This window comes from Pseudomonas sp. NPDC077186 (assembly GCF_044543505.1).
In the GTDB taxonomy this organism is placed as follows: Bacteria; Pseudomonadota; Gammaproteobacteria; order Pseudomonadales; family Pseudomonadaceae; genus Aquipseudomonas.
Window position 1 is genome coordinate 1 of sequence record NZ_JBITWE010000013.1, and the last position, 13805, is coordinate 13805.

Annotated in this window: 8 protein-coding genes and 2 pseudogenes; 5 read left to right on the forward strand and 5 right to left on the reverse strand. The window is 66.5% G+C overall.

The genetic code is table 11. The annotated features are described in order from the left end of the window. A partial coding sequence (locus ACIGKL_RS24580; protein ID WP_397488962.1) for a retention module-containing protein occupies positions 1 to 1739 on the reverse strand: 1739 nt, incomplete at its 3' end. A 445-nt stretch (positions 1740 to 2184) separates the two neighbouring features. Here ACIGKL_RS24580 and ACIGKL_RS24585 point away from each other — a divergent pair. From ACIGKL_RS24585 to ACIGKL_RS24595, 3 genes are read left to right on the forward strand one after another with little or no spacing between them, the layout of a single operon-like run. Beyond that, positions 2185 to 3540, forward strand: coding sequence for a TolC family outer membrane protein (locus ACIGKL_RS24585; RefSeq protein ID WP_397488963.1), 1356 nt, complete (start codon positions 2185 to 2187; stop codon positions 3538 to 3540). Between the two features lie 32 nt (positions 3541 to 3572). After that, entirely contained in the window at positions 3573 to 5723 is a 2151-nt protein-coding gene (locus ACIGKL_RS24590) for a type I secretion system permease/ATPase (RefSeq protein ID WP_397488981.1), read from the forward strand. 9 nt (positions 5724 to 5732) lie between these two features. Next, a complete protein-coding gene (locus ACIGKL_RS24595) occupies positions 5733 to 7085 on the forward strand; it encodes an HlyD family type I secretion periplasmic adaptor subunit (protein ID WP_397488964.1) in 1353 nt (450 codons plus the stop codon). 103 nt (positions 7086 to 7188) lie between these two features. Here ACIGKL_RS24595 and ACIGKL_RS24600 read toward each other — a convergent pair whose 3' ends face one another. The 4 genes and pseudogenes from ACIGKL_RS24600 to ACIGKL_RS24615 all read right to left on the reverse strand — a co-directional run bounded on the left by ACIGKL_RS24600 (position 7189) and on the right by ACIGKL_RS24615 (position 11147). Further along, positions 7189 to 7782: a tRNA-uridine aminocarboxypropyltransferase gene (locus ACIGKL_RS24600; RefSeq protein WP_397488965.1), complete on the reverse strand. Its 594-nt coding sequence runs from the start codon at positions 7780 to 7782 to the stop codon at positions 7189 to 7191. Positions 7783 to 8570: 788 nt separating this feature from the next. After that, positions 8571 to 9554 (reverse strand): annotated as a pseudogene (locus tag ACIGKL_RS24605) (methyl-accepting chemotaxis protein); the annotation flags it as partial. A gap of 303 nt (positions 9555 to 9857) precedes the next feature. Further along, positions 9858 to 10169: pseudogene (locus ACIGKL_RS24610) on the reverse strand (PAS domain-containing protein); the annotation flags it as partial. 84 nt (positions 10170 to 10253) lie between these two features. After that, positions 10254 to 11147: a LysR family transcriptional regulator gene (locus ACIGKL_RS24615; RefSeq protein WP_397488966.1), complete on the reverse strand. Its 894-nt coding sequence runs from the start codon at positions 11145 to 11147 to the stop codon at positions 10254 to 10256. Positions 11148 to 11369: 222 nt separating this feature from the next. Here ACIGKL_RS24615 and speB point away from each other — a divergent pair, with 222 nt between their 5' ends. After that, positions 11370 to 12329, forward strand: a complete 960-nt coding sequence (speB, locus tag ACIGKL_RS24620; RefSeq protein ID WP_397488967.1) for an agmatinase — start codon at positions 11370 to 11372, stop codon at positions 12327 to 12329. A gap of 79 nt (positions 12330 to 12408) precedes the next feature. Beyond that, complete coding sequence (locus ACIGKL_RS24625; protein WP_397488968.1) at positions 12409 to 13803, forward strand: YjiH family protein; 1395 nt, start codon at positions 12409 to 12411, stop codon at positions 13801 to 13803. Positions 13804 to 13805: the final 2 nt, after the last annotated feature.

Genomic DNA, 13805 nt, shown 5'->3' on the forward strand with positions numbered 1-13805 from the left:
AGGTCCTGCAGGCCGATCAGCGCACCCGGGTCGGTGCTCAGCTGGAAGCCGCCGCGACCGTCGGCGCCGAAGTTGACCAGGGCGTCCAGCGCCCCAGCATCGCCGCTCACCGTGAGGGTCTGGTCGCCGCCTTCGGGGTTGCCGTCGCCCAGCGCATCTTCGTGCACCAGGCCGCCCACGCTCGGACGCTCGCCCGGCGCGCCGACCAGTACCGGCACGTCGTCCTCGATATCGATGACGAAGCTGCCGGCGTCGAAACCACCCGCCACGGCGTCGCCATCGAAATCGGTCGCTTGCAGAATCCCGGAGAAATCCAGCGCCAAGCTGTTATCGCCCAGGGTTTCCGAATCGATGCCATCGGCCTCCGGGTGATCCAGCGGGCCCTGCAGGGTGAACAGGTAGCTGCCGTCCGGGTTGACCACCAGGGTGAACACCGGATTACCGCCTGCCGTGGCCACCAGAGTCGTGCCGTCGGCGGAAACCGAATAGGCCAACGCCACGCCGCCCGAGGTCAGCCCGAGGGCGATCAGGCTGTCGAGCGCTTCGGCGCTGCCATTGAGGGAGAAACTGCCGCGCCCATCGGCGCCGAAATTGATCAGCGCATCCAGAGCGCCCGGCCCGCCGCCGAGCGTCAGGGTCTGGCCGCCTTCGGCGTTGCCATTGTCCAACGCGTCTTCATGCACCAGACCACCCACGCTCGGGCGTTCGCCCGGTACGCCCTGCAGTTCCGGGGTGTCGTCGTCGACGCCCAGCGTCAGGCTGCCGGCAGCGGTGTTGCCGGCGCCGTCGGTGATGCTGTAGCCGAACAGGAAGAACAGGTCGTTCTCGTCGCTGCCGCCAGGTTCCGGTGCGGCATGGTCGAGCGGGGCGAACAGGCTGAACTCGTAGGTGCCGGCGGCCAGGTCGGTGAGCTGCAGGGTGAATACCAGCGTGTCGCCGGCGAAGGCGCTGAGCGTGAGGCCATCGGCGCTGACGCTGTAAGTCAGCGCAACGCCCTGCGAGCTGATCCCCAGCGCCGCCAGCCCTTCGCTGCTCCAGGCGAAGCTGCCGATGCCATTGGGACCGAAGCTGTAGCCCAGGGTGCCGGTAACCACCGTGTCTTCGCCGGCCAGATCGTTCGGGCCGCCGGCAATCCCACCCGGTAGCCCCTCTTCGTCCACCGCATTGCTGGCCTCACCGGCCATGGGCAACCCCTCGACCAGTTGAGGCGCGATATCCGGATCGACGATCGGCTCGCCATCGGGGAATTCGGGGCCGGTACTGAGCCCTTCGGTGGGGAAGCCGATGACAGGGTCGAGCGCGCCGCCGACTTCGCCGAGCAGCACGAAGGAGTGGCCGCCACCGGCGCCGCCGGCACCGCCACCGCCGGCACCCGGGCCGGCTGCAGTGGCTTCGCCCTCGAGGGTCGGGTCGACGCCGGCCTCGATCGCCGCCTGCAGTTGCTCGACGTCGGTCAGGTCGCTGTCGCTGGGAACGGGGGGCGGCGCATCGGCCGTCGGGGCCTGTGAGGCAGGGCTGGCAGCGAGCATCTGCTCGTTGAGCGTCAAGCTACTGTCGCGGCCCAGGGTCAGTTGCTGACCGTTGCTCATCGCCACCGCGATGGCGCCAGAGGCGCCGGTCACGAGCTGCTCGCCCGCATAGACCCGATCGCCTTCGCTGAGTGGCCGGCGCGATCCATCGCTCGCTACCGCAAAAACCTCGCCGACAACCTGGCTGACGACACCAATTAGAGTAGCCATGATTCCATCCTCACTACAGCTGCCGACCACCGTCGACACGTATTGCCAAAGGGGCCAGGACACCTTTTCGAGCGTGAGGTGAGATCAAAACAGCTGACTGAAATGGAACGGCGCAAAAACCCTAAAACGCTACTGACAAAAAAATGTCACTACAGCCCGCGTCGAACTACTCCATCAGATGAATCCCCGCCCTATCGGTGCTTGACCGTCTGTTTTAGCCACGCAAGCCATAGAAAGGCACGAAATACGCGGCTTCTAGGGTCAAACAATGTGCTGCTTTTCGCAGAGAACATAAGATTTTTTCCGCATAAGGCTTGTGAAAAATTCTTCTTAGCTTCTCCGAAAGTTGTTCTTAGCTGTGATGTTACAAGCCTGAAACGGTTTACCAGGCAAAAAAGCCATTTTTCTGGCGACAGGATAAGAACACTCGTAAGGAGATACGCCAATGCGCACACTCAACCCCCTATGGAGCGCCATGCTATTGGCGGTTGCCTGCAGCCAGGCGCAAGCGATGAATCTGTCGGAAGCGATCCAGAGCACCCTGGACAACCACCCAGAGATTCATGCCGCCGCCAACAGTCGCCTTTCGTCGGATGAGGATGTGAAGTTCGCCAAGGGCGGCTACCTGCCGACCGTCGACCTGCTGGTCGGCTACGGCCGCGAACAGACCGACAGCCCCAGCACCCGCGCGCTGGGCGATCACAACAAGGAAACCCTGAATTACCGCGATGCCGAGCTGCGCCTGCGGCAGATGCTGTTCGACGGTTTCAACACGCCCAACGAGGTGGCCCGCACCGAGGCGGTGGTCAACTCCCGCGCCTATCGCCTGCTCGGTACCTCCGAGAGCCTGGCCCTACGCACGGTGGAGGTGTACCTGGACGTACTGATGCGCCGCGAGATGGTCGAACTGGCGCGCAACAACCTGCAAGCCCACCAGCGCATCCACGACCAGATCGGCCTGCGCAGCCGGCAAGGCGTCGGCAGCACCGCCGACCTCGACCAGTCCGAGGCCCGTCTGGCCCTGGCGCAGAACAACCTCTACACCGAGCAGGTCAACCTGGCCGACGCCGAGGCCAACTTCTTCAGCGCCGTCGGCCGCCTGCCCGATCAGCTCGAATCGCCCGCCACCATCCGCGGCAACATGCCGGCCGACCTGCTGGCCGCGCGGCAGACGGTGATGGACAACAACCCCTTCCTGAAGTCGGCGCAGGCCGACGTGAACGCCGCCGAGAAGCAGTACGAAGTGGCCAAGGCGCCCTTCTACCCGCGCCTGGACCTGGAACTGGCGACCACCGCCGACGACAACGTGCAAGGCGACGAAGGGCACTACAACACCTGGCGCGCCGCCGTGGTGATGAACTACAACCTGTTCAACGGCATGCGCGACAAGGCCCGCCTGCAATCGGCCGCGCACCAGATCAACGAGTCCATGGACATCCGCAACAACGCCCTGCGGGTGCTCAACGAGAACCTCTCGCTGGCCTGGAACGCCATGGAAAACGCCCGCCTGCAAACGCCCAAGGCCCGCGACTATGCGGACTACACGGCGCGGGTGCGCGAGGCCTACCAGCAGCAGTTCAGCCTGGGCCAACGCACCCTGCTCGACCTGCTCGACAGCGAGAACGAACTGTTCACCGCCAACCGCCGCTACAGCGAGGTGCGCTTCGGCGAGGAGTTCTCGATGTACCGGGTGATTGCCGCAATGGGTGATCTGCTGCGTCAGCAACAGGTCGTAGTCCCGGCAGAAGCTGTAGCCCTCACCGAGGTGAAGAGCGAGGCGCGCCTGCCGGAAATGAAGTAGTCCCGGCGCAGGAGTAGTAGAACTTGACCACCATGGAACGGCCAGGGCCTGCCAGCGATCCGCGGCTCAGCCACGACGATCCGCTGCTCGACGGCCTGTTGATCCTCTGCCGGCTGCACGGCTGCTCCGTCAGCCGCGGCAGCCTGAGCGCCGGCCTGCCCCTGCCCGAGCAGCGCCTGACCGCCGATCTGCTACCGCGCGCCGCCGCGCGTGCCGGGCTGCAGGGTCGCCTGCTGTTTCGCGACCTGGCCAGCATCTCCGCACTCAACCTGCCGGTGCTGCTGCTGCTCAAGGACGGCCGTAGCGCCGTGCTGCGCCAATGGGGAGCGAACGGCCAGGCGCAGATCCTGCCGTGCGAGGCCGATGGCGGCGAGCAGTGGGTCGCACGCGAGCAACTGGCCGCCGAGTACAGCGGCCAGGCCTTCTTCGCCCGCCCGCGGCACGAGCTGGAGGAGGCGCGCACGCCGCTGGTGCCGCGCCTCGAAGCCTGGTTCCGCGACACCCTCAAGCTGTCGCGCTGGCTCTACGCCGATGCGCTGCTGGCCAGCCTGCTGATCAACCTGCTGGGCCTGATGGTGCCGCTGTTCGTCATGCAGACCTACGACCGCGTGGTGCCCAACCAGGCCACCGCCACGCTCTGGGTGCTGGCCGTCGGCCTGCTGATCGGCACCGGCTTCGAGCTGCTGCTCAAGGTGCTGCGCGCGCACCTGCTCGACACCGCCGGCAAGAAGACCGACGTGGTGCTCTCGGCCACCCTGTTCGAGCGCATCACCGGCATGGCGATGAAGGCCCGCCCGGCCAGCGTCGGCGGCTTCGCCCAGAGCATCCACGACTTCCAGGGCCTGCGCGATTTTCTCACCGCGGTGACCCTGACCAGCCTGATCGACCTGCCCTTCTCCTTCCTGATGATCCTGGTGATCTGGCTGATCGGCGACTGGCTGGTGCTGATCCCGCTGCTGGCCTTCCCGCTCACCGCGCTGTTCGCCTTCGTCATCCAGGTGCGCCTGCGCGACACCGTGGAGAAGAGCCTGCAACTGGCCTCGCAGCGCCAGGCGCTGCTGATCGAGACCCTCGGCGGCCTGGAAACCCTCAAGGCCTGCGGCGCCGAGAGCGAACGCCAGCACCAGTGGGAAAAGACCCACGGCGCCCTCACCCGCCTGGACAGCCACGCGCGCTTCCTCTCGGCGCTGGCCACCAACGGCACCCTGTTCCTCCAGCAGTTCGCCGGCATGGCCACCATAGTCGCCGGGGTCTACGCGATCATCGCCGGCAACCTCAGCGTCGGCGCGCTGGTCGCCTGCTACATGCTCGGCAGCCGCATCCTCGCCCCGCTGGGGCAGATCGCCGGGCTGATCACCCGCTACCAGCAGGCGCGCCTGACCATGACCAGCACCGACGCGCTGATGGCCCTGCCGCAGGAGCGCCAGGACAAGCAGCGACCGCTGGAGCGCACCCAGCTCAAGGGCGCGCTGGACATCCGCCAGGTCAGCTTCCGCTACCCGGGGCAGAGCGCCCCGGCGCTGAGCAACGTCAGCCTGCACCTGGCCGCCGGCGAACACCTCGGCATCATCGGCCGCAGCGGCTCGGGCAAGAGCACCCTGGCGCGCCTGATCATGGCCTTCTACAGCGCTGACGAGGGGCAGATCCTGCTGGACAACCTCGACCTGCGCCAGCTCGACGTCGCCGACCTGCGCCACCAGATCGGCTACGTCGCCCACGACCTGCCGCTGCTGGCCGGCAGCCTGCGCGACAACCTGACCCTCGGCGCTCGCTACGTCAGCGACGCGCGCATGCTCGAAGTGGCCGAACTGACCGGGGTGATCGACCTGGCCCGCCAGCACCCGCAAGGCTTCGACCGCCCGGTAGGCGAACGCGGCCAGCTGCTCTCCGGCGGCCAGCGCCAGGCCGTGCTGCTGGCCCGCGCGCTGCTGCTCGACCCGCCGATCCTGGTGCTCGACGAACCCACCAGCGCCATGGACAACACCAGCGAGGACCTGCTTCGCCAGCGTCTGCACAAATGGGTGCAGGGCAAGACCCTGATCCTCATCACCCACCGTGCCTCCATGCTCAGCCTGGTCGAGCGCCTGGCCGTGCTGGACAACGGCCACGTGGTCGCCGACGGGGCGAAGGACGCGGTGATCGAAGCGCTGCGCAAGGGCCGGGTCGGCCCCTCGCCGAGCTAGGAGGCGAGCATGCAATACAGCCTGCGCGACTATTTCGGCAGCCTGCGCGAGCGGCGCCAGGACACCGAGTTCATGCCCGAGGTGGAAGGCGCCATTCTCGAGGACTCGCCCTGGCTAACCCGCGCCACCGTCTGGGCGGTCAGCGCCTGCCTGCTCGCCGCGCTGCTCTGGGCGCATTTCGCGGTGCTCGAGGAGGTCACCACCGGCGAGGGCAAGGCGATTCCCTCGAGCAAGGTGCAGGTGATCCAGAACCTCGAAGGCGGCATCGTCAGCGAGATCTTCGTGCGCGAAGGCCAGGTGGTGAACAAGGGCGACGTGCTGCTGCGCCTGGACGACACCCGCTTCCTCTCCAACCGCGGCGAGACCGAAGCCGACCGCCTGGCGCTGATCGCCCGCCTCGAACGCCTCGGCGCCGAGGCCGAGGGCCGCGAACCGCAGCTGCCCGAGGAGATCACCCGCGACGCGCCGCAGCTGGCCGAAGACCAGCTGGCGCTGTACCACTCGCGCCAGCAGCGCCTGAAAAGCGAGCAGCGCACCCTCGGCGAACAGCTGCGGCAGAAGGAGCAGGAACTGGCCGAATTCCGCTCCAAGGCCCAGCAGTACCGTTCCAGCCTCGGCCTGCTGCAGCAGGAGCTGAACATGTCGCAGCCGCTGGTGGCCTCCGGGGCGATCTCCGAGGTGGAGGTGCTGCGTCTGCGCCGCAGCGTGGTCGAGGTGCGCGGCTCGCTGGAGGCGACCAACCTGGCCATTCCCCGCGCAGAGGCGGCGATGAGCGAGATCAAGAGCAAGATGGAGGAGTCCGTGCTGAGCTTCCGCGCCGAGGCCTTCAAGGAGCTCAACGAAGTGCGCACCGAGCTGAAGAAGATCACCGCCACCAGCGTCGCCATTCAGGACAAGGTCACCCGCACCACCGTGACCTCGCCGGTGCGCGGGGTGATCAAGCAGCTCAAGGTCAACACCATCGGCGGCGTGGTGCAGCCAGGCAACGACATGCTGGAGATCGTGCCGCTCGACGACAGCCTGCTGATCGAGGCCCGCGTGCGCCCGCAGGACGTGGCCTTCCTGCATCCCGGACAGAAGGCCATGGTCAAGTTCAGCGCCTACGACTACACCATCTACGGCGGGCTCAAGGCCAACCTGGAGCTGATCAGCGCCGACACCATCAGCGACGAGGAAGGCAACAGCTTCTACCTGATCCAGGTGCGCACCGACAGAAGCCACCTGGGCAGCGAGGACAATCCGCTGCTGATCATCCCCGGTATGGTCGCCACGGTGGACATCATCACCGGCGAGAAGAGCGTGCTGGCCTACCTGCTCAAGCCGGTGCTCAAGGCCCGCTCGGAGGCCATGCGCGAGCGTTGAGACCAGGCCGAACCCGGCAATCAATTACCTGCGCTTGGTAGCCCGGATTTCATCCGGGCTACGCGGCCGGCTCGCAATCGTAGGGTGCGCCGTGCGCACCGCCCTAGCGCTGGTGATTGCGGGAGAAAACCTCTTCCCCCATCGCCGCGATCTGTCCCTCGATCAGCGCCTCGAAGGGCCGCAGCAGCGCCGCGAAACTGCGCGGGGCCTCCAGCACCTCCAGCGCCGTGGCGATCGCCTCGATGGTCGACAGCGCCCCCTCGGCCGGCGCCTTGCGCAGGCGGTAGCGCGATGGCGCCCCGGCCGGCAGGGCGACCCGCGGCAAGGCCGCCAGCGCCGGGCTCAGGTGCAGCAGCTTGCGCGCCTTGCGCCAGGTGCCGTCGGGTACCACCAGCAGCAGCGGCAGCTCGCCCTGCACCGGCGCGGCCAGTTCGACGGCCTCCTCGCCGGGGAACAGCAGGCAGGCGCGATAGCCCGGTTGCGCCAAGAGCTGCGGCAACTCGGAAAAGGTCTCGCCCACCCGCAACTCGGCGTTGCGCAGGCCCAGGGCGGCCAGCCGTGCGGTATTCAGCGCGTGCGCGGTTTCGCTGGGGTGCTGCAGGATCAGCAGGCGGGTGCGGCTATCGAGTGCGGGGATCAGCGCGCACAGGCAATGGCCGAGCGGGCGCAGGCAGCGGGGGCAGGTCGGACGAGGCATGCCGCGCAGTGTGCCACGAAGCCGGCGACAACGGAAAAAGTGTAGGAGCCCCGCCCCGGGGCGAAGCTTTTGCTTCTGCGCTGCGCGCTCGATCGCATTCGCCGCGAGGCGCGGCTCCTACATTTCGCGCTGCATTCGCGCAGCCCGGATGCAATATGGGGAAGAGTCGGCGGATTGCACCCGGGCTTACAGGGGGAGATTCCAGCAATTGGCCCCTCGGTGGAAAACGCTTCGCGATTGCCATCCCCCCTGCGTTCCGGACTCATAAGGCGGTGGGAGGGGCTTTAGCCGCGACCGGGGTACTCGCCGTTCGCCGCTAAAGCGCCTCCTACAAACCATCCAGCTTTAGCGCGTAGTCCGGATGCAATCCGGGGGAATTGCTCGAGAGTTCCCAGGTTTGCACCCGGGCTACCAAACGCCGACGCCGGCAAGCGGCCCCTCGGTGGACAACGTTTCGCGGTTTGCCACCCCACGATCCGGGATCATAAAGCGGTGGGAGGGGCTTTAGCCGCGACCGGGGTACTCGCCGTTCGCCGCTAAAGCGCCTCCCACAAACCATCCAGCTTTAGCGCGTAGTCCGGATGCAATCCGGGGGAATTGCTCGAGAGTTCCCGGGTTGCACCCGGGCTACCAAAACGCCGACTCCGGCAAGCGGCCCCTCGGTGGAAAACGCTTCGCGATTGCCATCCCCCCTGCGTTCCGGGCTCATAAAGCGGTGGGAGGGGCTTTAGCCGCGACCGGGTTACTCGCCGTTCGCCGCTAAAGCGCCTCCCACAAACCATCCAGCTTTAGCGGTTGAAACGCTCCGCCAGGCTGTGCAGGTAGTCGGCCATCTGCTCCAGCTCGCGGCTGATTTCCGCGCCCTGGTGCGCCTGACCGGCGCTGTGGTCGGAGAGTTGGGCGATGCGGGTGATCTGCCGGCTGATGTCCTCGGCGACATGGCTCTGCTGCTCGGACGCCGCCGCCATCTGCTGGCTCATGCCGGTGATGCGCGTCACCGCCGCGCTGATGCCTTCCAGTGCATCGCGCACCGACTCCACGCTCTGCATGCTGTCGCGCGAGATGTCCTCGCCCTTGCCGGCGGTGACCACCGCGCGTTCGGCGCCGGCGCGCAGGTCGGCGATGATCTGGTGGATCTGCTCGGTGGACTGGCGGGTGCGCGAGGCCAGCGAGCGCACTTCGTCGGCCACCACGGCGAAGCCCCTGCCCTGCTCGCCGGCGCGCGCCGCCTCGATGGCGGCGTTGAGTGCCAGCAGGTTGGTCTGCTCGGCGATCGAGGTGATCACGTCGGCGACGCTGCCGATGGACTGGGTGGAGTTGGCCAGCTCGTTGACCGCCTGGCCGATATCGGTCACCGCCTGGGCCATGTGGCGCATGGAGTCCAGGCTGCCGACCGCCAGCTGGCGCCCTTCCTTGGCCAGGCGATCCGCCTCCTCGGCGGCGTGCGAGGTGCTCTGCACGTTGTGCGTCACCTCCTGGATGGTCGCCGCCATCTGGTTGATGGCGGTGGCCGACTGGTCCGTCTCGGCGCGCTGCTGGTCGAGCAGCGCGGCGCCGGAGCGCGACAGTTCGGCGGACTGTGCGGCACGCTTCTTGACGTTGACCCCGGCATCCTCCAGGCGCGTCAGCGCGGTCTGCAGGCGTGCCTCCTCGCTGATCATGGCCATGTCCAGCAACGCCTGGGCGCCGCGGTTGTCGCTGTAGGTCAGCGCCACCAGGGCGCTGGTGAAGGCCTTGGGGTGCTCGTCCAGGGTGCGACGGATCAGCTGGCGGGTGCGGTACAGCTGGTAGGAGCCCAGGGCGAACAAGGTGGCGAGGATAAAGCCCAGCAGCCAGGGCCCGCTGAGCAGCCAGTGCGCGCCGAGAATCACCAGGCCGGCGAGGATCAGCGGCCAGGAGCGCAGCAGGTCGTAGGTCCAGGATTCCAGCTTGGGCACCGGCGGCTTGCCGGCGCGCAGCCGCGCGTAGAGCGCCTCGGCACGGCGTTTCTGCGCCTCGCTCGGCAGCGAGCGCACCGACTCGTAGCCGGCCATGCGGCCGTTCTCGTAGATCGGCGTGACATAGGCGCTGACCCAGTAGAAATCGCCGTTCTTCGCGCGGTTCTTGACGATACCCATCCAGGGCTTGCCCTGCTTGATGGTGTCCCACATATGGCCGAACACGGCCGGCGGCATGTCCGGGTGACGCACCAGGTTGTGTGGCTGGCCGATCAGTTCCTCGCGAGTAAAGCCGCTGATCTCGACGAAGGCATCGTTGCAGTAGGTGATCTTGCTATTGAGGTCGGTGGTGGAGATCAGACGTTCGTCGGCGGGAAAGGTCCTTTCCCGCTGAGTCACAGGCAGGTTCTGGCGCATCGTGGCATCCCTGTCGAATGAAGGTTGAGACATACGTATGAATAAGTACTAGCACAGGGCAATCACGGCGCCAGGCGCCGCCATTGAGCATGGCGAAGATAATCGGGCGACCCTGTTTCAGCTCTGGTTCAGTTGCGTCTTGAGCAGATCGCGGAAGGTCTGGATCAGCGGCTCGCGCGAGCGGCCGCGGCGCAGGATCAGCGAGAACGGCGCCTGGTAGCCGAAGGTGGTGGGCAGCAGCACCTTGAGCCGCTGCTGCTCGACCCAGGGCTGCGCGTAATGCTCCGGCAGGTAGCCGATATAGGCGCCGGACAGCACCAGGATCAGCTGCGCCTCCATCGACTCCACGGTCGCCGCGCTGTGTTTGAAGCCATGCCGCGCCAGTTCCGCCTGGCTCCAGTAGCCGCGGCCGACCATGCGCTGCTGGGTGATCACCTCGGCGGGGATGCGCCGCTGCTCGTACAGCGAATGCCGCTCGCTGCAGTACAACCAGTGTTGCTCGCGGTACAGCGGCTGGTAGACCAGGCCGTTCATCCGTGTGGAGAAGGCGCCGATGGCCAGGTCCAGGCGGTTGTCGAGCACCGCCAGTTGCAGCTCGTAGGGGCTCATCACCGACAGGTGCAGGTGCACGCCGGGATGTTCCTGGCTGTAGGCGCCGATCACCTCGGCCAACGGCAGCGCCGGATCGCTCACCGTGGAATCCAGCACGCCGAGATTGAGGGTGCCGCGCAGCTCGCCCTTAAGCGCGGCGGAGTAGCGTTCGAAGCCCTCCAGCTCGCCGAGCAGACGCAGGGTCTCCTGGTGGAACAGCTCGCCCTTGCTGGTCAGGCTGAAACCGCCGCGGCCGCGGTGGCAGAGCACCAAGCCGAGCTGCGTCTCCAGCTGGCTCATATAGGTGCTGATCGCCGAAGTCGACAGGTTCAGCTCCTGCTGCGCGGCGGCGAAACCCTGGTGGCGCACCACGCTGGCGAAGATGCGCAGCAGCTTGAGATCGGGCAAGGCGCTGGTCATGGGGTTCTCATCGGGCTAGGGAAAACGGTGGTGCGCGCGGCGCACCCTACGGCAGGCGGCCGATACCGCGTAGGGTGCGCCGTGCGCACCACTGTATCCCGTCGGCGATTAGTTTAGAAATCTCTGAACTAAGTTTTTGCCCCTGCCGATTTTTCCCAGGCCCCAGCTGACCAAGAATCCGTCCAACGATTCCTACAACCACAACAACCGTGAGGCCTTCCCATGGACAAGGTTTTTCATCAGCCCCTGGGCGGCAACGAAATGCCCCGTTTCGGCGGCATCGCCACCATGATGCGCCTGCCGCATATCCAGAAGAGCGAAGAGAAACGTGAGCTCGACGTCGCCTTCGTCGGCGTGCCGCTGGATATCGGCACCTCGCTGCGCTCCGGCACCCGCTTCGGCCCGCGCGAGATCCGCGCCCAGTCGGTGATGATCCGCCCCTACAACATGGCCACCGGGGCAGCACCTTTTGATTCCCTCAACATTGCCGATATCGGCGACGTGGCGATCAATACCTTCAATATGGCCGAGGCCGTGCGCATCATCGAGGAGTCCTACGACGAGATCCTAGAGTACGGCATCAAGCCGCTGACCCTGGGCGGCGACCACACCATCACCCTGCCGATCCTGCGCGCCATCCACAAGAAGCACGGCAAGGTCGGCCTGGTGCATATCGACGCCCACGCCGATGTCAACGACGAGATGTTCGGCGAGAAGATCGCCCACGGCACCACCTTCCGCCGCGCCGTCGAGGAAGGCCTGCTGGACTGCGACCGCGTGGTGCAGATCGGCCTGCGCGCCCAGGGCTACACCGCCGAGGACTTCAACTGGAGCCGCAAGCAGGGCTTTCGCGTGGTGCAGGCCGAGGAGTGCTGGCACCAGTCGCTGGAGCCCTTGATGGCCGAGGTGCGCGAGAAGGTCGGCGGCGGCCCGGTGTACCTGAGTTTCGACATCGACGGCATCGACCCGGCCTGGGCGCCCGGCACCGGCACCCCGGAAATCGGCGGGCTGACCACCATCCAGGCGATGGAGATCATCCGCGGCTGCCAGGGCCTGGACCTGGTCGGCGGCGACCTGGTGGAGGTCTCGCCGCCCTACGACACCACCGGCAACACCTCGTTGCTCGGCGCCAACCTGCTCTACGAAATGCTGTGTGTGCTTCCGGGGGTTCAGCGCCGCTGACCGCCGGTTTTTTATTGCTTCGCCGAGGTGCCTCATGAGGTGCCCGGCACATCCATACAACAACAACTAGGGTGCCCAGATGAATCGTGAAGACGCCATGCCGCTGCTGGACGACCAGCCACCGGCCGACACCTCCTACAACCTGCGCCAGCTGCTGATCTTCCTGATCCCCTCGCTGCTCGGCGTGCTGCTGTTCCTCACCCCCATCGTCTACGAGGAAAAGGTCACCATCGGCCTGGGCGTGATGGCCGATGCGCTGAAGGCCGGCTTGAGCGACTGGCTGCCGGCCATCGCCACCGGCCTGCTGCTGTTCTCCGCCGCCGTCGGCCTGTTCGCCAGCCTGCTCAAGCCCAAGTGGCTCACCGAGCGCCACGCGCTCAACGAGATGTTCAACCTCAGCCCGCTATGGCTCGGCCTGCGCGTGCTCGGCGCGCTGTTCGCGGCCATGACCTTCTGGCAGTTCGGCCCGGAATGGATCTGGAACGCCAACACCGGCGGCGTGGTGCTCAAGGATCTGGCCCCGGTGCTGATCACCTTCTTCCTGGTCGCCGGGCTGATCCTGCCGCTGCTCACCGACTACGGCCTGATGGAGTTCTGCGGCACCCTGGTGCGCAATGTGTTCCGCAAGATCTTCGGCCTGCCCGGGCGCTCGGCCATCGACGCCATCGCCAGCTGGCTCGGCTCCGGCACGGTCGGCGTGCTGATCACCGCCCAGCAGTACCAGAAGGGCTTCTACAGCGCGCGGGAAGCGGCGGTGATCGCCACCAACTTCTCCATCGCCTCGATCGCCTTCAGCCTGCTGATCACCAGCTTCATGAAGCTCGACCACCTGTTCGTGCCCTTCTACCTCACCGTGGTGGTCGCCGGCCTGGCCGCCGCCATCATCACCCCGCGCATCCCGCCGCTGTCGTGGAAGAAGGACGAGTACGTCGCCGGCGTCGGCAAGCAGATCAAGGAAGACGTACCGGCCGGCACCTCGCTGCTGCGCTGGGGCCTGGTTCAGGCGGTCAAACGCGCCAACGCCAACCCCTCGCCGGCGCAGATGATCAAGGTCGGCGTGCACAACGTGGTGGACATCTGGCTCGGCCTGCTGCCGCTGGTGATGGCCATCGGCACGCTGTCCCTGGCGATTGCCGAATTCACCCCGATCTTCAACTGGCTGTCCGCGCCCATAGTGCCGCTGCTCGAGCTGCTGCAACTGCCGGAAGCCGCCAAGGCCGCGCCGGCCATGCTGGTGGGTTTCGCCGACATGTTCCTGCCGGCGGTGCTGGGCAAGGGCATCGAGAGCGAACTGACCCGCTTCGTGGTGGCCTGCGTGTCGCTGACCCAGCTGATCTACATGTCCGAAGTCGGCGTGCTGATCATCAAGGCCAAGCTGCCGCTGAACATCCTCGAGCTGTTCATGATCTTCATCATCCGCACCCTGATCACCCTGCCGATCATCGCGCTGATGGCGCACTGGATAGTCGGTTAACG